The sequence below is a fragment of the Amorphoplanes friuliensis DSM 7358 genome (assembly GCF_000494755.1).
Lineage (GTDB): Bacteria > Actinomycetota > Actinomycetes > Mycobacteriales > Micromonosporaceae > Actinoplanes > Actinoplanes friuliensis.
Genome location: NC_022657.1, coordinates 8,103,145 through 8,124,048, shown reverse-complemented (window position 1 = coordinate 8,124,048; position 20,904 = coordinate 8,103,145). Strand labels below are relative to the sequence as shown.

Here is a 20,904-nt window from a genome sequence, read left to right as displayed (position 1 = left end):
GACCGACGGGTGCCCGACAACGAACGAGGTGGCCATGCACCGGCCGGACGCGCGCCGAGGTCTGCGCGTGGATCCGCTGCTCGTGGTCCTGGCCGTGCTGGCGCTGATCACGGCGGTCGGCTTCGCGCTGCAGCGGGCCACCACAGTGGCCCAGGTCGCGACGTTCTGGCTGCTCATGGCGGCCGTGCATGCCTGTTTTGCGGTCACCTCGTGGCGGGTGGCCGCCCGGTCGCGGCCCAGCGGGCGCCACCTGTGGTCGCTGTTCGCCATCGCCGGTGCGGCCTTCCTGGTCGGCGACGCCGGGCAGCTGGTCGAGGTGGCCCGCCACCCGGCGGGCCCGTCGGCGGTGGTCGGGACGTCGTTCCAGTTCGGTGCCCTGGCGGTCGGCGTCACGGTGCTGGTCACCGGTCTGCTGCGCTTCCCGCTGGGCACGATGGAGGACAACGCCCGGTCCCGGCTGCGGCTCGACGTCGCGACTGTCCTGGCCGCCGCGACCACCTTCGGTCTGTGGCTCTTCGAGGTGCCGGCCGGCGACCGGGGAGGCGGCTGGTTCTTCGGGCTCGTCACCGCGATCCTCGTGCTGCCCGGGATGTTCCTCGTGGCGACCTTCGCCGTCGTGCGGCTGATCCTGAGCGGCCGCACACCGTTCACCCGGCTCACCGCGCTCACCGGTGGCACGGCCGCGGTGATGCAGGTCGTCCTCCAGGCGGTGCCCGGCTCGATCTACCAGGATCCGCGGTTCATGCCGTGGCTGCTCTGCGCCAACGTGCTGGCCAGCACGCTCCTGGCCGTCGCCGCCCGGTCCCAGGAACGCGGCGCCCGCCATGCCCGCCAGGACGTCACGGCCGGACCGCGGCGGCGTTACAGCATCCTCCCGTACGCCGCGATGGTCGCCGTGTGGCTGCTGACCGCGCTGCTGCTCGCGGTCGAAGGGCTGGACACGCGGGCCTGGGTCGTCGGCCTCGGGGCGGTGGTGACCACCGTGCTGGTCATCGGCCGGCAGGTGAGCGACTTCCGGGCCATCACCGAGCTGCTCGACGAGCGCGACAAGCTCACCACCGAGTTGTCCCGGCTGGCCTACCACGACGCGCTCACCGGCCTGGCCAACCGCGGGCGGTTCATGCAGCGGCTGCACGACGCCCTGGCGGCCGGTCCGGTGACCGTCTTCCTGGTCGACCTGGACGACTTCAAGCCGGTCAACGACGCGTTCGGCCACGCGACCGGCGACCAGTTGCTCATCGAGGTGGGCCGGCGGCTGCGCGCGGAGGTCCGCGACGGCGACACGGTCGGGCGGCTGGGCGGTGACGAGTTCGCCGTACTGATGGAGGGTCTGCCCGTGGACCGCCGGAAGGAGGTGGCCGACGGGCTGTCCGCCGCACTGAGCGGGACCGTCCGCATCGGCGCGGTCGACGTCGGCCTCAGTGCGAGCGTCGGCAGTGCCACCGGCCGCCAGGGTCTGCAAGATCCCGACAGCCTGCTGCACGAGGCCGACATGGCGATGTATGCGGTTAAAACCGACCGCCGGATCCTCGTCGCCGGTGACCTTGTGTAGTGATCCATATCCATTCAGTCGCACTTGCGATCAACGGGTTACGCAGGGCCAATGCCTGGTAACCTTGCCGCCCTCTGCCCGGGAGGAAGTCGCGATGCGTACGAAGATGTTCGCTCTGGTTGCGGTCGGTCTGATCGCGCTCGGTGGCACGGCCGCGTGCACCGACGACGACGGCGACGGAGGCACCTCCGGCGGAAGCGGTAACCGCGGGGGTGGCGGCGGCAAGGTCGGCGTGATCCTCCCCGACACCACCACCTCGCAGCGCTGGGGGACCGACGACCCCAAGCTGCTGAAGGCGGCCTTCGACGCGGCGGACGTGCCCGTCGACATCCAGAACGCGCAGGGCGACAAGGCGAAGTTCGCGTCGATCGCCGACGGCATGATCAACGGCGGCGTCAAGGTCCTGATCACCGTCAACCTCGACTCGGGCACCGGCAAGGCCGTGCTCAACAAGGCGAAGGCCGCCGGCATCAAGACGATCGACTACGACCGGCTGACGCTCAACGGCGGCGCCGACTACTACGTCAGCTTCGACAACGTCGCCGTCGGCGAGCAGCAGGGCAAGGGCCTGACACGCTGTCTCACCGAGAAGAACGCCAAGAGCCCGCTGATCGCCGACCTCAACGGGTCGCCGACCGACAACAACGCCACCCTGTTCAAGGACGGCTACGAGTCGGTCCTCCAGCCGAAGTACGACGACGGCACCTTCCTCAAGGGCCCGGACCAGTGGGTCGCCGACTGGAACAACAAGGAAGCCGGCGTCGTCTTCCAGGAGATGTGGAACCAGACCGGCCGGAAGATCGACGGTGTGCTGGCGGCGAACGACGGCCTGGCCAACGCCGCGATCGAGGTCCTCAAGAAGAACAACATGAACGGCAAGGTCCCGGTCACCGGTCAGGACGCCACGGTCCAGGGCCTGCAGAACATCCTCGCCGGCGACCAGTGCATGACGGTCTACAAGGCGATCAAGAAGGAAGCCGACGCCGCCGCCGACCTCGCCATCAAGCTCTTCAAGGGCGAGACGCCGACCACGGTGGACAGGGTCAAGGACCCCGAGTCCGGCGCCTACGTGCAGTCGGTCCTCGAGGACCCGCAGGCGATCTTCCTCGAAGACATCAACGACGTCATCAAGGACCGCTTCGTGGAGAAGAAGGCCGTCTGCTCCGGCCGCTTCGCCGCGCTGTGCCGCGAGGCCGGCATCAAGTAGCTCGCCGGCGCAGTCGTGCACTGCCGCGGTCGATCGCCACGAAGAGCAGGCCGAGGAGCCAGAACGCCAGGGCGAAGCCGGTCGCGCTGATGGCGACGCCGTCGTAGCCCAGCTCCCGGACGTCGATGAACGGGTACGGGTACCTGTGCACGATCAGCCCGCGGATCAACGCGAACGCCAGGTAGCCGAGCGGGAAGGCCAGCCAGTAGAGCGCGTACCGCCAGCGGAAGCGGCCGCGCTCGTCGAAGAGGATCCAGTCGAGCACGGCGAGCAGGGGCACGACCGTGTGCAGCAGCTGGTTGCCGATCGCCTCGGGCAGGGCACGTTCGACCGGGCCGGCCGCGAAGCCGCTCGCCGGGTTGTCGAGCACCAGGTGGTAGACCAGCCCGGTGATCGCGACGTAGAGCGTCACCGCACCCTTCCAGGCCGGTGGGGTCGTCCGGCCCGACAGGGACCAGACCGCGAAGATCCCGTACGCGACGTTGCTCTGGATCGTGAAGTACGGCAGCAGGCCGGTGAGTGTCGCCGGCCCGGACGCGGTCAGCACCACACCGGCGACCACCGCGAGGGCGGCGACCAGCCGCATGATCTTCATGGCGACAAACTAATGCCCGGCGATGCGGAGGCATCGCCGGGCATCAGCGCCGGGATCAGCAGGCGGCGTCGGTTCCGGTCACGTTGACCGCCGTCCACGCCTTCTGGACCGCCTTGTACTCGGTGCCGCACTTGCCGTAGAGGTCGGTCGCGGCCGAGAGGGTGTAACCGCGGGCCGCCTTGTAGTTGGTGCTCGAGGTGAAGTAGGTGCTCAGCGCGCGGTACCAGATCGCCGCGGCCTTGCTGCGCCCGATGCCCGTCACCGCGCCGGCACCGCTGCAGACAGGCGAGGTGCCGTACGCGGTGGCGCCGGTGCCCTCGGCCAGGTTGAAGAAGAAGTGGTTGCCGACACCCGAGGAGTAGTGCACGTCGACGTTCTTCGTGCTCGTCGACCAGCAGCCGATGCCCTTGCCGTCCAGCGTCGGGTTGTACATGTACCGCAGCGGCGCGCCGTTGCCGTTGATGTTGATCTTCTCGCCGATCAGGTAGTCGCCGGCGTCGCTGCTGTTCGCGGCGTAGAACTCGACCATCGTGCCGAAGATGTCGGAGGTGGCCTCGTTGAGACCGCCGGACTCACCGGAGTAGGTCAGGTTGGCGGTGCGCTCGGTGACACCGTGCGACATCTCGTGACCGGCCACGTCCAGCGAGACCAGCGGGCGGGCGTTGCCGCTGCCGTCGCCGTAGGTCATCGAGGAGCCGTCCCAGAACGCGTTCACGTACGCGCTGCCGTAGTGCACCCGCGACGGCACACCGGTGCCGTTGTTGAAGATGCCCTTCCGGCCGAACGTGGTGTTGTAGTAGTCGTAGGTCTTGGCGGCGCCGTAGTGCGCGTCGACCGCAGCCGACTGCCGGTTGGAGGTCGCCCCGGTGCCCCACGTGTTGTCGGCGTCGGTGAAGAGCGTGCAGGTGCCTGAGGTCCGGTTGTTCATGTCGCAGGTGGTGCCGTTGCCGTGCGACGCGTCCTTCAGGCTGAAGCTGGTGGTGGATACCTGGGTCGTGGTCAGTGACACGGTCCCGGAGTAGACGCTGCGGCCGCTGCCGGTCGCCGTCTCCACGGTGTCCCAGGAGCTGAGCACGGCACCGGTGGTCGCGTCGGTCACGACGTGCAGCTTGGAGGGGGTCTGCCCGTCCTCGCCGAAGCCCTCGACCACCGTCTCGTAGGCCAGCGTGCCGGTGCCGCTGGTCGCGTCGACCACGAGCTCGGGGGCGCCCACCGCGCTGACCGTACCGGTGAAGTGGGCCTTGGCCGTGGCACTCGCGGTCGAGGCGGCCCGCTTGGGTGTGGTGCTCAGCGTCAGCGGCGCGGCGAGGCCGACGGAGGCCTGGCGGAACGCGCCGTCCTTCGTGCCGTGCATGACGAGGTCACCGCCGAGAACCCGCAGGCCCTCGTACGTGCGGGTGTACCGCACGTGGGTCGTACCGTCGGCGTCCTTGGCCGTGGCCTTGACGGCAAAGGCGTCCGCGGCGCTCGCCTTGAGGGCGGCGCGGTGCGCGGACGGCGACAGGGGGTCGGGCGCGGCGGCTGCCGAGGTCGCTCCGACGCCCGTCAGCAGGCCGCCCATGAGCAGGGCGGAGCCGACGGCAGCGAGAGATCGTTTCAAGGGGGACTCCTGAACGGTGGGGGACCGTGGCGGTGGCCACGCATCTAGATCTACCGATCGATTGCCATCCTGTGAACATGCTGAAAACGTCATAACGTCGACGAGGCCTTAGCGATCGTTCAGCTTTGGGCCTACGATGTGCGCCATGGACGCAGCCGACATCGCCGCCGGCCGGGAGCGCTGGCAGCAGCGCTACGACGCCGCCCGCAAGCGGGACGCAGACTTCACCACGCTGTCCGGGTCGCCCGTCGACCCCGTGTACGGTCCCGCTGACGGCGACACGGTCGAGGACTTCGAGCGGATCGGGTGGCCGGGCGAGTTCCCGTACACCCGGGGTCTCTATCCGACCGGTTATCGCGGACGGACCTGGACCATCCGGCAGTTCGCGGGTTTCGGCAACGCGCGCCAGACGAACGAGCGCTACAAGATGATCCTCGCGGCCGGTGGTGGCGGGCTGAGCGTCGCCTTCGACATGCCGACGCTGATGGGTCGCGACTCCGACGATCCGCAGTCACTCGGCGAGGTCGGCCACTGCGGTGTTGCCATCGACACCGCCGCCGACATGGAAGTGCTCTTCGACGGCATCGACCTGCAGCAGACCACGACGAGCATGACGATCTCCGGCCCGGCCGTGCCCATCTTCGTGATGTATCTCGTCGCCGCCGAACGTCAGGGCGCCGACCTCGGCAAACTCGACGGCACGCTGCAGACCGACATCTTCAAGGAGTACATCGCGCAGAAGGAGTGGCTCTTCGAGCCCGAGCCGCACCTGCGCCTCATCGGCGACCTGATGGAATACTGCGCCGCCGAGATCCCGAAGTACAAGCCGCTCAGCGTCTCCGGCTATCACATCCGCGAGGCCGGTTCGACCGCCGCGCAGGAGCTGGCGTACACCCTGGCGGACGGCTTCGGGTACGTCGAGCTGGGCCTGTCCCGCGGTCTCGACGTCAACACCTTCGCCCCCGGGCTGAGCTTCTTCTTCGACGCGCACGTCGACTTCTTCGAGGAGATCGCCAAGTTCCGCGCGGCCCGCCGCATCTGGGCCCGGCACCTGCGTGACGACTACGGCGCGACCAGCGAGAAGGCGCTCTGGCTCAAGTTCCACACCCAGACCGCCGGTGTGTCCCTGACCGCCCAGCAGCCGGTCAACAACGTCGTCCGCACGGCGGTCGAGGCGCTGGCCGCGATTCTCGGCGGCACCAACTCCCTGCACACCAACGCCCTCGACGAGACCCTCGCCCTGCCGACCGACGAGTCCGCCGAGATCGCCCTGCGGACCCAGCAGGTGCTGATGGAGGAGACCGGCGTGACCAATGTGGCCGACCCGCTGGGCGGCTCCTGGTACGTCGAGGCGCTCACCGACCGCATCGAGGCCGAGGCGGAGGAGATCTTCACCCGCATCCGCGAGCTCGGCCACGACGGCAGCATGACCTCGGGCATCCTCCGCGGCATCGAGGACGGCTGGTTCACCTCGCACATCGCCGAGGCGGCCTTCGTCTATCAGCAGGCGCTGGAGAAGAACGAGAAGCGCATCGTCGGCGTCAACGTCCACACCGGCACGGTCGCGAAGGATCTGGAGATCCTTCGCGTCTCCCACGAGGTCGAGGTCGAGCAGAAGCGCGCGCTGGGTGCCCGCAAGGACAACCGCGATCCCGTACGCGTGCAGCAGGCGCTCACCCGTCTCGTCGACGTCTCCCGCACGAAGGAGAACATGATCCCCGCGATGCTGGACGCCGCCCGCGCCGAGGCGACGCTGGGCGAGATCTGTGAGGCGCTCAAGGGCGAGTGGGGGATCTACCGCGAGCCCGCCCGCTTCTAGGGGGTGTCTGGTGGATCACGACGGCCTGCGCCGGGCCCAGCTTCCGGCCCACTGGCGACGCGAAACCTGGACCTCGCCGCAGACTCGCCGTGATCCACCAGACACCCCCTAGTAGTGCTTTGTCATGGTCCTCTTCCCGCGCGGGTTTTTCGTTGCGGAAAGCGGGTTTGGCAGGTCGGGCAGGTGCCGATGAGGCGGGCCAGCAGGTGTTGCAGGCGTCGGAGTACGGCGTAGAGAGTCATTCCGGCGCACGGGTTTTTGGGTCCAGGCGTTGCAGGGTGAGAAACGCGTGAGCGGCGGAGACCAGGGTGGTGTGGTGGTGCCAGCCTTGCCAGGTGCGGCCTTCGTAGTGGTCCAGGCCGAGCCCGGTTTTGACCTCGCGGTAGTCGTGTTCGATGCGCCAGCGCAGCTTGGCCTGCCTGACGAGGTGCCGATATGGGGTCGTGGCGGGCAGGTTCGACAGCCAGTAGCGGGTCGGTTCCGGCTCGCCGGGTGGCCATTCGGCGATCAGCCACCGCACGGGCAGGTCTTCGTCGAAGCCGACGGCCCGGCGATGCACCAGGCTGGCGGGACGCAGCCGCAGGAACACGAAACTGCCGCCCATCTTCCGGGCTTTGCCGGCCCGGCGGCGTGAACCCTCGCGCCAGGTGACCCTGCGAGTCGCGTCGCGGCCGGCGGCCAAGACGTGGGTTTTGAGGCCGGGTGCGGCTTGCCGGTAGATCAGCGGCGGCCGCCGGCCAGCACCCTTATACGGGGGTGAGGTGCGCTGGGCGTCGATGGTGAAAGCGGTATGCGCGCAGTTCACGCCGACGACGTAGCTCAGGTTCCGGTCCTCGAGACCTTGGCGGAACTCAGCGGCGTCGCCGTAACCGGCATCAGCGACGATCAACGGCGGCGTCAGCCCCCACCCGCGGGCTTCATCGATCATGTCCATGCCCAGACGCCACTTCTCGCGATGCACGACGTCGTCCGGCATTCCGGTTTTGCGGCGGCGCTCGGGGGTCTCGGAGGTGGCCTTGTCGCTGGCCGGGTCCCAGGACTCGGGAACGAACAGCCGCCAGTCGACCGGGCACGACGCGGTGTCGGTGACCAGGTTCAGGCTGACTCCGATCTGGCAGTTGGTCACTTTCCCGGCCGTGCCGGTGTATTGCCGGGTCACACCCACCGACGCGGTACCGTATTTGAGCCAGCCGGTGTCGTCCAACGCCCACGCAGCCGGGACGATCGCCTCGTCCATCCGCACCGCCAGCCGTCGGCGCACCAACGCGGCATCCCACGGACTGTTGGTGACGAAATGGTTCAACGCCTGTTCGTGCGGCCCGGCAAGCCGGGCCGCCATCGGCTGGATCGACTTGCGACGACCGTCCAACATCAGACCGCGCAGGTAATGCTCGGCGCGCTCCTGCCACCGCGACCTGGTCAATGAAGCGAACACATCCGCCACGAACGCGTCCAGATCATCGGCCAGTTGCTGAACCTCAGCAGTGTCCATCCCTCCAGGACACCAAGATCAGCATTGATATGTCACCGTCACCCACCCAAAAGATGACAAAGCACTACTAGGGCTTCAGGCCGGCAATCATGATCGTCAGATAGCGGTCCGCCACGGTGCCGTCGTCGTCCCCGGAGACGACGGCATGGCGGACCCCGCACATCAGCCGCCGCATGTCGTCGGCGGTCACGTCCGGGCGGATGACGCCGGCGACCCGTGCGCGCTCCAGGAGCTCCATGCTCGCGCCGCCCAGCTCCCGGCTCAGCTCCAGCGTCTCCTCGCAGGCGTAGGTCGGTGTCGCCAGGACGGCCGCCAGACTCGGGTCCCTCAGCTGGCACTGCAGCGCGGCCCGCAGCAGGCCGGCCAGTCCCGTGGCGATGTCGGGCTCGGCGGCCGCCACGCGCGCCTGCGTCACCAGCGCCTCGAAACTCTCCGCCGCCATCGACTCCAGCAGCGCCTGCCGGGTCGGGAAGTGCCTGTACATCGTGCCGACACCGACGCCGGCCGCCTTGGCGATCGCATTCATCGGCAGGTCGGTGTCACCCGACACGAACGCCTCGCGGGCGGCGGCCACCATCCGCTCGCGCACGCGGGCGGAGTCTGCGCGCAGTGCCGCCGTGCTGGTCGTCGGAGCCATGTGATCCAGCCTATCAATCGGATAGATAATCCGTTCTCATGCTACGGTCTCCGCGTGGCGGATAAATAATCCGCTCTCGTTCGTTCCCGGAGGCACCGATGGCACTCGAGTTCCGCTTCGACGACATCCCCGACCAGACCGGCCGCACCGTGGTGATCACCGGTGCCAGCAGTGGCCTCGGCCTGATCGCGGCGCGCGAGCTGGCCGCCCGCGGCGCGACGGTGATCATGGCGGTCCGCGACACGGACAAAGGTCACCGCGTACGCGCCGGGCTGCGAGGTGACCTGGAAGTGCGCCACCTCGACGTCGCCGACCTGGACTCGGTCCGCGCGTTCTCCGCCGCACTGCATGAACAGGGGCGAACGATCGACGTGCTGCTCAACAACGCCGGCACCGGCGAACAGACCCGCCGGCTCACCCCGCAGGGCCACGAACGGGTCTTCGCCACCAACCACCTCGGCCACTACGCGCTCACCGGGCTGCTGCTCGACCTCTTCCGGCCCGATCGCGACCCGCGGATCGTCACCGTCGCGTCCAACTTCTACAGCCGCCTGCGGACCGGTCTCGACTTCGGCAACCTGCAGGGTGAGCGGTCCTGGTCGGCCGGTTCCGCGTACGTGCGGTCGAAGCTCGCCAACGTCCTCTTCGGAGCCGAGCTGGAGCGCCGGCTGCGGCGTACCGACAGCCCGGTGCGCAGCTTCCTCGCCCACCCCGGGATGGCCACCACGCCGATGCACGACTCGAACGCGGGACTGGCCCAGAAGGCCTTCGTGGCGATCGCCACACCGCTGTTGGCCCGCAGTGCCGAGCGGGGCACCGAGCCGATTCTCTTCGCGGCGACGAGCCCGGCCGCCGAGCCGCTGACCTTCCTCGGGCCGTCGATCCGTAAATGGGACTCCAAGGTGCATTTCGCCCCGCTGGTCCCGCCGGGTGACGACCTCGCCGCCGGCTCCCGGCTGTGGTCCGTGTCGGCCGACCTCACCGGCGTGCGGTACCTCGCGGACGACACGTCCCGGCTCATTCCCTGAACCCGTTGTGACGTCCGATATCGCCAGCCCGGCGGCGACACGGACAGCCCGGCCAGCGTGCGAGACTAGGTAACCATGAGCGACCCACGGACCACTCCGTCGATCTTCACCCGCGGTGCGGTCGACCTCGGTGCACTGCGCCCCGCGAACAAGCCCGCACCCGCGGGCCCCGCCGGGCCGGCGACGAGCGCCGCCCCCGCCCCGTCACCGGGTGGCGCACCGCCCGCGGTCATCGAGGTGACCGAAGAGAATTTCCAGACGACCGTGCTCGAACTGTCCATGACCACCCCGGTGATCCTGGACTTCTGGGCCGAGTGGTGCGAGCCGTGCAAGCAGCTCTCCCCGGTCCTCGAGAAACTCGCGGCCGAGGGCGCCGGCAGCTGGGTGCTCGGCAAGGTCGACGTGGACACCAACCCGCGGCTGGCCCAGGCGCTGCGCGTCCAGGGCATCCCGATGGTGATCGCGGTCGTGGGCGGCCAGCTCGTCGAGGGCTTCACCGGTGTGCTCCCCGAGGCCCAGGTCCGGCAGTACGTCGACGCGGTCCTCAAAGCCGGCGGTGTCGAGGTGGCAGCACCCGAGGACCCGCGCCTCGACGCGGCCGACGACGCCATGATGACCGGTGACCTCGACGCGGCCGAGGCGGCCTACAAGAAGATCCTCGCCGAGTCACCGCAGGACCACGCGGCGGAGTCGGGCCTGGCGCAGGTCGAGCTCTACCGCCGCATCACCGGTGTCGACGCCGAGAAAGCCCTGGCCAAGGCCGCTGCCGACCCCGACGACCTCGAGGCCCAGCAGCTCGCCGCCGACATCGAGGTGCTCAGCGGGCAGGCCCCGGAGGCGTACGACCGGCTCGTCTCGGCCGTCAAGCGGTCCAGCGGTGAGGAGCGGGACGCCGTCCGCAAACATCTTCTGTCACTCTTCAACGTGGCCGGACCCGACGACCCGGCCGTGGCGAGCGCGCGGCGCGCGCTGGCCAGAGCGCTCTTCTAGGCAAGGTTCGGGGGCTCCATGCGCCGCATAGCCGTGCTCGACGCACCGTCCAACCTCGGCCTGCGCCCGCCGACGCCGACCTCGGTGCCGGGCTGTGCCAAGGCGCCCGGAGCCCTCCGCGACCACGGCCTGCTGCGCCGCCTCGACGCCCGCGACGCCGGCTGCCTGACCCCGCCCCGGTACGACCCGGGCGACTGGCGGCCGGGGGACGGCGTCAGCCACGCGTCGGAGATCTCGGCGTATTCGCGCAAGCTCGCCGACCGCATCGGGGCGATCCTCGACCAGGGCGAGTTCCCGGTCATCCTCGGCGGCGACTGCTCGATCGTCCTCGGCTCGGCCCTCGCCATGCATCGCCTCGGCGAAGCCGTCGGCGGCCGCATCGGCCTGGTCTTCGTCGACGGCCACTCCGACTTCCGCCACCCCGGCAACGCCTCGTACGTCGGCGCGGCCGCCGGCGAGGACCTCGCCCTGGTCACCGGCCGAGGCCAGCACGACCTGGCAGCCATGGAAGGCCGCCGCCCGTACTACCGCGACATCGACGTGGTCGTGATGGGCATCCGCGCCCAGGACGAATACCGCCTCGACCTCCAGGCCGCCGGCATCGTCACCCGCCCGGTCCCGACCCTCCGCGCGGAGGGTGCCGCCCGCAGCGCCCAGTGGGCCCGCGACCAACTGGTCGACTGCGCGGGCTACTGGGTCCACGTAGACGTCGACGTCCTGGACCCGGCGGTCATGCCCGCGGTGGACGCTCCGGAGCCCGGCGGCATCGCGTTCCCCGAGCTGGAACTGCTCCTCTCGGGCCTGGTCGAATCCCCGCACTGCCTCGGCGTCGAAATCACCGTCTTCGACCCCGACTACGACCCCGACGGCGCCTACGCGGAAGAAATCACCTCCACGATCGTCGCCGGCCTGAAAGCGGCCCACACGGTCGACGCCCGCCCGGACCTGGTCGCCGCCCGCCGCGACCTGGCCGGCCCCGGACGCCTCGGCCCGGGCCGCCTCAGCACCCCACCAGCCGCGGCCGTCGAGGAACGGCGCGCAGCTGCCGCCCGCGACGACATCCGCCTGGCCGCGGCCGGCATGTCGAGCGGGCCGGGGGAGGTCGCTCTCCCGGCGGCAACCCTGCAAGCGGTCGAAAACGCACCCTTCCCAGCCGCCGAGTTCTTCCCGGGCGCCACCGCCTCAGACCCTGCCGACTCCGACCCTGCCGCCACTGCCTCAGACCCTGCCGACTCCGAACCCGTTGCCGGCGTCTCAGGCCGTGCCGACTCCGAACCCGTTGGTGGCGTCTCAGACCGTGCCGACTCGGAGTCCGAGTCCGAGCACGCCGCCGCCGATCTCGACCCGCAAGCGGCCGACACGCCCGAACCGCTCGCCGACAGCGACCATCCGGCACTCGAAGACCCGGACGCCGCCCTCACCGTGCCGGACGCCGCCCTCGCCGTGCCGGACGCCGCCCTCGCCGTGCCGGACGCCGCCCTCGCCGTGCCGGACGCCGCCCTCGCCGTGCCGGACGCCGCCCTCGCCGTGCCGGACGCCGCCCTCGCCGTGCCGGACGCCGCCCTCGCCGTGCCGGACGCCGACCTGGACGATCCGGACGCTACAGTCGACGACCTGGAAGAAGCCGACGAGCAGGCGAAGGCGCTCGCTGCAGACGCCGGACCGATCGACTCCGAGCCGGTCGACTTCCATGAGCAGCCCAGCAACGAGCTCGCGGAACACGATGCCGCGGATCATGAGCCGCCGGGCGCCGAGCCTGTCGGTCACCAGCCGGCGGATGCAGGCCCAGACGATCATGACCTGACCGACCAAACCGCGGACGATCGTGAGCTGCCTGATCAAGTCCTGGTTGCCCTGGACAGGCTGGCCCACCAGTACCCCGTCCATCCCAGCGTGGTCGGCCAGTACCCCGTCCATCCCAGCCCAGCCGATCACGACCACTCCGGTCCGGCCGATCACTACTACGACCACGTCCATCCGGGCTGGGCTGATCAGGACGCCGTCCATTCCGGCCTGGCTGATCAGGACCCCGACCACCCCGGCCCGGCCGATCAGGTGCTGGGCGGCGGCGAGCTCGTGAACCACGGGCTCGAGGACCACGGGTCAGTCGTGCACGAGCCTGCCGACGACGAGCCGGCGAACAGCGAGTCGGCCGATGACGAGCTGCTGGACCACACCTCCGTGGATCATGAGACTGACGGTGCCGAGCGTGCCGATGTCGAGTCCGCCGATCACGAGCAGGCCGACACCAACCTGGGTCATCCCGTGGAGGCCGACCACGATCCGGCCGGTCACCAGCCGGTGAGCCACGAGTTCGATGACCACGAGTTCGAGGACCACGAGTTCGAAGGCCACGGGTCCGCGGACCATGCGACTGTTGCCATCGAGCCCGACGATCCCCAGCCTGCAGACATCGAACCGACCGACATCGAGCCGGCCGATCAGACGCCGGCCGATCAGGAGCGCGCCGATCAGGAGCGCGCCGATCAGGAGCCCGTCGGCCAGGAGCTCGCCGAAGGGACGCCGACCGGCCAAGAGCGCGCCGATCAGGAGTCTGCTGGTCAGGAGCCGGCCGATCAGGAGCCGGCCGATCAGGAGGCTGTCGGGCGCAGCGAGCGTGACCGCTGGTCCGAGCGCAACCTGGTGACGGCCGACCACGCAGAACACGACGGCTACGACCCCGAGCAGGACGATTCCGTCGTGCGGACGGCGCCGCGGCCGCTCGGTTCGGCGCCGCTGCTCGATTCGAAGCCGTTGCCCGCCACCATGCCCGGGATGTTGCGTCCGCGCGCGGTGGAGGAGTTCAGCTTGCCGGCGCAGCGGCCCGCGTTCGAGATCGGGCCGGAGCAGCCTGCCGACCTCGGGTGACCCTACTTGTTCAGGGTTCGGAGGAAGCGTTCGGCGATCGGGACGGCTGCCTCGGCGCCGGCGCCGCCCTTCTGGACCATGACCGCGAAGGCGATGTCGCCCTGCCAGCCTACGAACCAGGCGTGAGTTTCCTCTTCGCCGTCCTTGAACTCGGCCGTGCCGGTCTTGCCGGACACGGGCTTGCCGGGGACGTCGGCGAGGCCGTCTCCGGTGCCCTTGGTGACCACCTCGCGCATCATCGTGCGGAGGGGCTGGACCGATGATGCTTCGAGGGCGGGGCCGTCGGCGAGGGGGGATGCCGGGGCCGGGTCGACGACGAGTTTCGGCTGCTTGAACTGGCCGCGGGCGACCGCCGCGGTCGCGCCGGCCATCGCCAGCGGGCTGACCGCGGTTGCGCCCTGGCCGAAGGTGGCTGCGGCGAGTTCGGTGGGGCTGCCGGCCGGGGAGATCTTGCCGCTGAACGCGTCGGCGCCGAGGTCCCACTTGGCGCCGAGGCCGAGTTTGGCCGAGGCGTCCTGGAGGCCGTCCGCGCCGAGTTTCGGGGCGACGTTGACAAAGGCGGTGTTGCACGACTTGGCGAAGTCGGTGCGGAACGGGACCGAGCCGAGGACCATGTTGTGGGAGTTCTTGAACTCGCGGCCGTCGACCTTCTTGGTCTTGGGGCAGTCCACCTTGCCGTCGAGGGTGACGGCTTTCTTGTCGAGCAGGCCCAGGGTCGAGACCATCTTGAACGTGGAGCCGGGCGGGACCTGGCCGGTCATGGCCGTGTCGACACCGGCGCCCTCGGGGCCGTTGGAGACGGCGACCACGCTGGAGTCGCTGATGCGGATGGCCACGAGCGCGCTCGGCTGCTTTTCGCCCGCAACGGCCGCGTCGGCGGCGTTCTGCGTGGTGACGTCGAGCGTCGTCTTGATCGACTTGCCGGCGACGGGCTCGGTGCTGAACAGCTGGGTGTCCTCGACGTCGTCGTCGGGGGTCTTGCGGGAGATCACCACGGCCTGGCCGGGGGTGCCGCGCAGCTGGCGGTCGTAGCGTTCCTGCAGGCCGCTGTGACCGACGAGGTCACCGTCGCTGAGCACGTCCGGGTTGGTGTCGAGGTCCTCGCGGGTCGCGACGTCGACCGTGCCGAGCAGGGCGCGGGCGAACTGGCGGGTGGGCGCGAGCTCCCGTTTGGCCTCCTGGAAGACGGTGCCCTGCAGTGCGCGTACGCGATTGCGGATCTTGTTGTAGTCGGGGCGGCGCAGGGTCACGACGTCGATGAAGGCGCCGTCGTCGGTGGCGTTCTTGATGCGTTCGCTCAGGGCCTTGGGGTCGATGTCGACCTTGATGGTCTTGAGAGCGGCACCCAGGTCCTTGAGGAGGGCGGGCTCGTCGGTGATCCGCAGGGGTGTCACGCCGACGATGACGACGTCGCGCTCGGTGACGATGGGCTTGTTGTCGGCGTCGAGGATGTCGGCCCGGTCGGCGCCCTTGCGACGCAGGCCGAGCGCGTCGCCGGTGGTCAGCTCGCTGTGCACGATCGACGGCTCCCACACCACACGCCAGCCGTCACTGTCACGCTTGGTGAGGCGTACCGTGCTCTGGTAGGACCAGGAGCCACCGCCGGGGAGGGTCCAGTCGACCTTCACCGGGCCGGAGGCGATGTCGCCGGTTTCCTTGGGCTTGCCCTCCGCGGCGAGCAGCACCGACGACTTCTTGAGGTCGCCGGAGAGGGCCTGGAGCTGGGTGAGGACCTCGTTGGCGGAGATCTTCGCGCCGTCGGCGGTGACAAAGCCGACCTTGGTCAGATCTCCGGCGCGCCAGCCGTCGAGGAACGCCCCGAGGGTCTGGTCGGGGCCGTCCGGGCTCGAACAGGCGGTGACGCCGCCGGCCATGAGCAGCAAGGAAGCCAGTGCGGCCACACCCCGTCCGGCCAGTGCTGTGCGGCGCATGAAGTCACCCTCCCCGGGCAAGATTCGAGAAAACCTACGGAACGGTAACCGCACTCCGCCCGCCGCGTTGCCCCATGGTGGGTGAGATGTAGCAAATTCGGTGTCGGATCTTTATCCCGCACCCCGGGTGTGCCCGTCGTGTCGGAGGCACGCTCTAGGCTGATGGCCGACACGTCGAACCCACAATGCCGTGGGTGAGGGGAGCGCTGGGTTATGGCTGTCGCCGATGAGGCAGCGATCGAATCCGATCCGGAGCTCGACTTCGGTCCCGGTCCGGGGCTGGCCCTGACGGGCCGGTTGGGGACCTCCGACGACGAGCTCGACGAGCCGTTGCCCAATGCCGAGCGCCTGGTGGCGCAGGCGGTGGCACTGGCCGGCGAGGATCACACCACCGCGTCGCTGGTGGGCCGGTTCTGGCGCTTCGCGCCCGACGAGGAGCTGGTCGGTTACACGGCTGCCGAGATGCATGCTGCGGCAGTTGCGCACCGTGAGCTGGCGGCGACGCGGCTCCCGGGGCAGCTGCGGCTCGACATCAGCGCGCCGGACCAGCTCGAGCCCCACACGGTGATCTCGATCGTCACCGACGACATGCCGTTCCTGGTCGACTCGGTCACCGCCCTGCTCACCGCCCACCAGCTCGACGTGCATCTGCTGGTGCACCCGCTGATCGTGGTCCGCCGCCGGGAGACCGGCGAGCTCGGGCAGGTCGAGGCCGACGTGGAGCCCGACGACGCGATCGACGGCGACCTGGTCGAGAGCTGGATCCGCGTCGAGATCGACCCGGTCCGCAAGGCCGAGGCCCGTGAGCAGCTCAGCCAGGAGCTGTGCCGGGTGCTGACCGACGTGCGTGACGCCGTCGACGACTGGCCGCGGATGCGCCAGCGGGCGGTTGTCATCGCCGACGAGCTGGCCGCCGCGCGGGGTTCCGACCGCAAGCTGCCGGTGCCCGACAAGGACGTCACCGACTCGATCGAGCTGCTCAAGTGGCTGGCGCACGACCACTTCACCTTCCTCGGTTACCGCGAATATCACCTCGACGGTGACGTGCTCAACGCCGTGCCGGGCAGTGGGCTGGGCATCCTGCGCGGTGACAACAGCACCCCGCGCAAGCTGTCCTCGATGGCCCCGGAGGCGCACCAGCGTGCCCTGGAGAAGCGCCTGCTGGTGATCACCAAGGCCAACTCCCGGGCCACCGTGCACCGGTCGGCCTATCTGGACTACATCGGCGTCAAGGTCTTCAACGAGTCCGGTGAGGTCGTCGGCGAGCGCCGCTTCCTGGGCCTGTTCTCCAGCTCGGCCTACCGCACCAGCGTCCGCGAGCTGCCGGTCGTCCGCCGCAAGGTCATGGAGGTGCTGGACCGCTCCGGCCTCTCTCCGCGGGGTCACTCCGGCAAGGACCTGCTGCAGATCCTCGAGACCTATCCGCGTGACGAGCTCTTCCAGATCAAGACCGATGATCTGTACGAGGCAGTGGTCGGCGTCCTGCGCATGGCCGGCCGCCGCCAGTTGCGGCTGTTCCTGCGCCGTGACGGCTACGGCCGTTTCATCTCGTGCCTGATCTACCTGCCGCGAGACCGGTTCACCACCGCCAACAGGCAGAGCATGCAGGAGATCCTGCTCCGCGAGCTCAACGGCATCGGCGTCGACTACACGACCCGGGTCACCGAGCGGATGCTCGCGCGGGTGCACTTCATCGTGCGCACCGACCCGGCCGACCCGCCGGGTGCCGTCGACCCCAACACCCTGGCCGAGCTGCTCGCCGACGCGACGCGCATGTGGGACGACGACTTCTCCCTGGTGCTCGAGCGCAAGCTGGGGGAGGAGCCCGCCAAGGACCTCTTCCACCGCTACTCGATCGGCTTCCCGGACAGCTACAAGGACGGCCACACGCCGTACGAGGCGGTGCAGGACATCGCGAAGCTGGAGCTGCTGGAGGAGACCGGCCAGCTCGAGATGCACCTCTACCGCAAGCGCCACGTCAACCGCGAGGGTTGCGCCGAGCCCGACGACGCCGACGTCCGGTTCAAGGTCTTCCGGTACGGCGAGCCGATGATGCTCTCCGCCGTCCTGCCCGTGCTGCACTCGCTCGGCGCGCAGGTGGTCGACGAGCGGCCGTACGAGGTGCGCCGCCCCGACGGCACCGTCTATCTCTACGACTTCGGTCTGCTGCCGCCCGCCTCGCACCGCGAGCTGTCCGAGGTGCGTCCCCAGGTGGAGAACGCCTTCGCGGCCGCGTGGCGGGGCGAGGCCGAGGTGGACGGCTTCAACGAGCTGGTGCTGCGGGCCGGGCTGACCTGGCGTCAGGTCGTGGTGCTCCGGGCGTACGCGAAATATCAGCGGCAGACCGGCAACGTCTTCTCCCAGCGGTACGTGGAGTCGACCTTCATCGCCTATCCGGAGATCGCCGGACTCCTGGTGCAGCTCTTCGAGGTGCGTTTTTCGCCCCGGCTGGAGCTGGTCGAGGAGGAGCGGGAGCGTCGTGGCGCCGACCTGGCCGAGCAGATCACCACACTGCTCGACGACGTCGACAGCCTCGACCAGGACAGGATCCTGCGGTCCTACCTGACGCTGATCCAGGCCACGCTGCGCACGAGCTTCTTCCAGCGCGGCGCGGACTCACGGCCCAAGTCGTACGTCGCGTTCAAGCTGGACCCGCAGGCCATCCCGGACCTGCCGGCACCCCGCCCGAAGTACGAGATCTTCGTCTATTCGCCCCGCTTCGAGGGTGTGCACCTGCGGTTCGGTGCCGTCGCCCGGGGTGGCCTGCGCTGGTCCGACCGTCGTGAGGACTTCCGCACCGAGGTCCTCGGCCTGGTCAAGGCGCAGATGGTGAAAAACGCCGTGATCGTGCCGGTCGGTGCCAAGGGCGGCTTTGTGCTCAAGCAGAAGCCGGGCGACCGTGACGAGGCCGTCGCCTGTTACCGCCTCTTCATCGGCGCGCTGCTCGACGTCACCGACAACATCCACAGCGGCAAGATCGTGCCGCCGGTCGACGTGGTCCGGCACGACAGCGACGACCCCTATCTGGTGGTCGCGGCCGACAAGGGCACGGCGACGTTCTCGGACATCGCCAACGAGATCTCGGTGAGCAAGGACTTCTGGCTCGGCGACGCGTTCGCCTCCGGGGGCTCGGCGGGCTACGACCACAAGAAGATGGGCATCACCGCGCGTGGTGCGTGGGAGTCGGTCAAGAAGCACTTCCGCGACCTGGGCACCGACACGCAGTCGCAGGACTTCACGGTGGTCGGCGTCGGTGACATGTCCGGCGACGTCTTCGGCAACGGCATGCTGCTCAGCGAGCACATCCGGCTGGTGGCCGCGTTCGACCACCGGCACATCTTCCTGGACCCCGAGCCGGACGCCGCCACCTCGTACGCCGAACGCCGCCGCCTGTTCGACCTGCCGCGCTCGTCCTGGGCCGACTACGACGCCGCGCTGATTAGCGCGGGTGGCGGGGTCTATCCGCGGACGGCGAAGTCGATCCCGGTGTCACCGCAGGTCCGGGCCGCGCTCGGTCTCGGCGACGCGACGGCCGTGAGTCCCGCGGATCTGATGCGGGCCATCCTCACCGCGCCGGTCGACCTGCTCTGGAACGGCGGCATCGGCACCTACGTCAAGGCGACCGCCGAGACGCACGCCGACGTCGGCGACAAGACCAACGACCCGATCCGGGTCAACGGCGCCCAGGTGCGGGCCAAGGTCGTCGGCGAGGGCGGCAACCTGGGCCTCACCCAGCGCGGACGCATCGAGTACGCCCGCACGGGCGGCCCGCAGGACGAGACCGGCACCGGGCACGGCGGCCGCATCTTCACCGACTTCATCGACAACACGGCCGGTGTCGACTGCTCCGACCACGAGGTCAACATCAAGATCCTGCTCGGTGGTGCGGTGACCGACGGCGAGATGACCGTCCCCGCCCGCGACGAGCTGCTGGCGGCCATGACCGACGAGGTCGCCGCGCTGGTGCTCCGCGACAACTACGAGCAGGCCACGGCGCTGGGCAACGCCCGCTCGCAGGCGCACTCCCTGCTCCCGGTGCACCGCCGCATGCTGATCACCCTCGAGCAGTCGGGCCAGCTCAACCGCGAGCTCGAGGCGCTGCCGACCGACAAGGAGCTGGCCGCCCGGTACGACGCCGGCGAAGGACTCACGGCACCCGAGTTCGCGGTGCTGCTGGCGTACGTGAAGATCTCGCTCGAGAGGCAGGTCCTCGCCGACGTCCTGGTCGACGAGGAGTGGACCAACGGTGTCCTCGCCCGCTACTTCCCGACGCCGCTGCGCGAGCGGTTCGGCGCCCGCATGGCCGGGCACCGCCTCCGCCGCGAGATCATCTCCACCGCCCTGGTCAACGAGGTCGTCAACCGCGGCGGCACCTCCTTCGTCTTCCGGGCGATGGAGGAGAGCGGGGCGTCCGCCGCCGACGTGATCCGGGCGTACGTCGTGATCCGCGACGTCTACGGTCTGCCCGACCTGTGGGCCGCGGCCGAGAAGCTGGACAACAACGTCCCGACACCGGCGCAGACCTTGGTCTACCTGGAGACGCGCCGCCTCCTCGACCGGGCCGTGCGCTGGCTGGTCAGCAACCGCCGCTCACCGATCGACGTGGCCGGCGAGATCGCCCGGCTGCGCCCGGGTGTCGACGCGCTGCTCCAGCAGCTCCCGACCGTGGTCATCGGCAAGGAACGCAGCTCCCTGGAGAACCACATCGAGATGCTGGCCGAACGCGGCATCCCGGAAGGGCTGGCCGAGTCGGTCTCTCGTGTGGTCTACAGCTTCGGCCTCCTCGACATCCTCGAGACGGCCGCGGCCACCGATCACGCGCCGACCGAGGTGGCAAAGGTCTACTTCGTCATCTCGGAACGCTTCCAGATCGACGTCCTCCTGTCGCACATCTCCCGCCTCCCCCGCGGCGACCGCTGGCAGACCCTCGCCCGCATGGCCCTGCGCTACGACCTGTACGCAGCGCTGGCCGGCCTGACCGCCGAGGTCCTGCAGTCGACGTCCGCGGAGGCCACCCCGGAGGACCGCGTCTCCGAATGGGAGCAGGTCAACGCCGCCTCGATGGCCCGCGCCGGCAACGCCATGGGCAACGTGGAGGAGTCACCCGCCGACCTGGCCGCCCTGTCGGTCCTCCTGCGCCAGATCCGCACCCTGGTCAAGACCTCCGCAGCCGGCTGATCCCGAA

At 69.6% G+C, this 20,904-nt stretch carries 11 protein-coding genes and 1 pseudogene; 7 read left to right on the top strand and 5 right to left on the bottom strand.

Annotated features, from left to right (window positions below; all coding sequences use genetic code 11):
* Positions 1-67: 67 nt before the first annotated feature.
* Both AFR_RS37380 and AFR_RS37375 read left to right on the top strand, forming a co-directional pair.
* Positions 68-1,552 (top strand): GGDEF domain-containing protein, encoded by a 1,485-nt coding sequence (locus AFR_RS37380; protein WP_148308186.1) that lies wholly within the window; start codon positions 68-70, stop codon positions 1,550-1,552.
* A 94-nt stretch (positions 1,553-1,646) separates the two neighbouring features.
* Entirely contained in the window at positions 1,647-2,759 is a 1,113-nt protein-coding gene (locus AFR_RS37375; protein WP_023562026.1) for a sugar ABC transporter substrate-binding protein, read from the top strand.
* Here AFR_RS37375 and AFR_RS37370 read toward each other — a convergent pair.
* Entirely contained in the window at positions 2,752-3,354 is a 603-nt protein-coding gene (locus AFR_RS37370; RefSeq protein ID WP_023562025.1) for a Pr6Pr family membrane protein, read from the bottom strand. The two genes, AFR_RS37375 and AFR_RS37370, sit on opposite strands and share 8 nt — an antisense overlap.
* A 55-nt stretch (positions 3,355-3,409) precedes the next feature.
* Complete coding sequence (locus AFR_RS37365; protein WP_023562024.1) at positions 3,410-4,954, bottom strand: M4 family metallopeptidase; 1,545 nt, start codon at positions 4,952-4,954, stop codon at positions 3,410-3,412.
* 145 nt (positions 4,955-5,099) lie between these two features.
* Between AFR_RS37365 and icmA the strand changes: the two genes are divergently transcribed.
* Complete coding sequence (icmA, locus tag AFR_RS37360) at positions 5,100-6,773, top strand: coenzyme B12-dependent isobutyryl-CoA mutase large subunit (protein ID WP_023562023.1); 1,674 nt, start codon at positions 5,100-5,102, stop codon at positions 6,771-6,773.
* 238 nt (positions 6,774-7,011) lie between these two features.
* Here icmA and AFR_RS37355 read toward each other — a convergent pair whose 3' ends face one another.
* Together AFR_RS37355 and AFR_RS37350 are read right to left on the bottom strand one after the other, a co-directional pair.
* Positions 7,012-8,265, bottom strand: coding sequence for an IS701 family transposase (locus AFR_RS37355; RefSeq protein WP_023358104.1), 1,254 nt, complete (start codon positions 8,263-8,265; stop codon positions 7,012-7,014).
* 67 nt (positions 8,266-8,332) lie between these two features.
* Positions 8,333-8,902, bottom strand: coding sequence for a TetR/AcrR family transcriptional regulator (locus tag AFR_RS37350; RefSeq protein ID WP_023562022.1), 570 nt, complete (start codon positions 8,900-8,902; stop codon positions 8,333-8,335).
* A 98-nt stretch (positions 8,903-9,000) separates the two neighbouring features.
* Between AFR_RS37350 and AFR_RS37345 the strand changes: the two genes are divergently transcribed.
* The 3 genes and pseudogenes from AFR_RS37345 to AFR_RS48660 form a co-directional block, all read left to right on the top strand.
* A complete protein-coding gene (locus tag AFR_RS37345) occupies positions 9,001-9,930 on the top strand; it encodes an SDR family NAD(P)-dependent oxidoreductase (protein WP_023562021.1) in 930 nt (309 codons plus the stop codon).
* 75 nt (positions 9,931-10,005) lie between these two features.
* Positions 10,006-10,920: a tetratricopeptide repeat protein gene (locus tag AFR_RS37340; RefSeq protein ID WP_023562020.1), complete on the top strand. Its 915-nt coding sequence runs from the start codon at positions 10,006-10,008 to the stop codon at positions 10,918-10,920.
* Between the two features lie 18 nt (positions 10,921-10,938).
* A pseudogene (locus AFR_RS48660) lies at positions 10,939-11,979 on the top strand (arginase family protein); the annotation flags it as partial.
* Between the two features lie 1,811 nt (positions 11,980-13,790).
* On the opposite strand, the gene AFR_RS37330 reads toward AFR_RS48660, so the two are convergent.
* A complete protein-coding gene (locus tag AFR_RS37330) occupies positions 13,791-15,719 on the bottom strand; it encodes a penicillin-binding transpeptidase domain-containing protein (RefSeq protein ID WP_023562018.1) in 1,929 nt (642 codons plus the stop codon).
* A 213-nt stretch (positions 15,720-15,932) separates the two neighbouring features.
* Between AFR_RS37330 and AFR_RS37325 the strand changes: the two genes are divergently transcribed.
* Positions 15,933-20,897: an NAD-glutamate dehydrogenase gene (locus AFR_RS37325; protein WP_023562017.1), complete on the top strand. Its 4,965-nt coding sequence runs from the start codon at positions 15,933-15,935 to the stop codon at positions 20,895-20,897.
* The last annotated feature ends 7 nt before the right edge of the window (positions 20,898-20,904 follow it).

What these genes read in the sequence shown, in the direction of transcription:
- AFR_RS37375 (WP_023562026.1), top strand. Translation starts at nt 1,647, where the DNA reads ATGCGTACGAAGATGTTCGCTCTGGTTGCGGTCGGTCTGATCGCGCTC.
- AFR_RS37350 (WP_023562022.1), bottom strand. Translation starts at nt 8,902, where the DNA reads ATGGCTCCGACGACCAGCACGGCGGCACTGCGCGCAGACTCCGCCCGC.
- AFR_RS37340 (WP_023562020.1), top strand. Translation starts at nt 10,006, where the DNA reads ATGAGCGACCCACGGACCACTCCGTCGATCTTCACCCGCGGTGCGGTC.
- AFR_RS37330 (WP_023562018.1), bottom strand. Translation starts at nt 15,719, where the DNA reads ATGCGCCGCACAGCACTGGCCGGACGGGGTGTGGCCGCACTGGCTTCC.
- AFR_RS37355 (WP_023358104.1), bottom strand. Translation starts at nt 8,265, where the DNA reads ATGGACACTGCTGAGGTTCAGCAACTGGCCGATGATCTGGACGCGTTC.
- AFR_RS37345 (WP_023562021.1), top strand. Translation starts at nt 9,001, where the DNA reads ATGGCACTCGAGTTCCGCTTCGACGACATCCCCGACCAGACCGGCCGC.
- AFR_RS37325 (WP_023562017.1), top strand. Translation starts at nt 15,933, where the DNA reads ATGGCTGTCGCCGATGAGGCAGCGATCGAATCCGATCCGGAGCTCGAC.
- AFR_RS37370 (WP_023562025.1), bottom strand. Translation starts at nt 3,354, where the DNA reads ATGAAGATCATGCGGCTGGTCGCCGCCCTCGCGGTGGTCGCCGGTGTG.
- icmA (WP_023562023.1), top strand. Translation starts at nt 5,100, where the DNA reads ATGGACGCAGCCGACATCGCCGCCGGCCGGGAGCGCTGGCAGCAGCGC.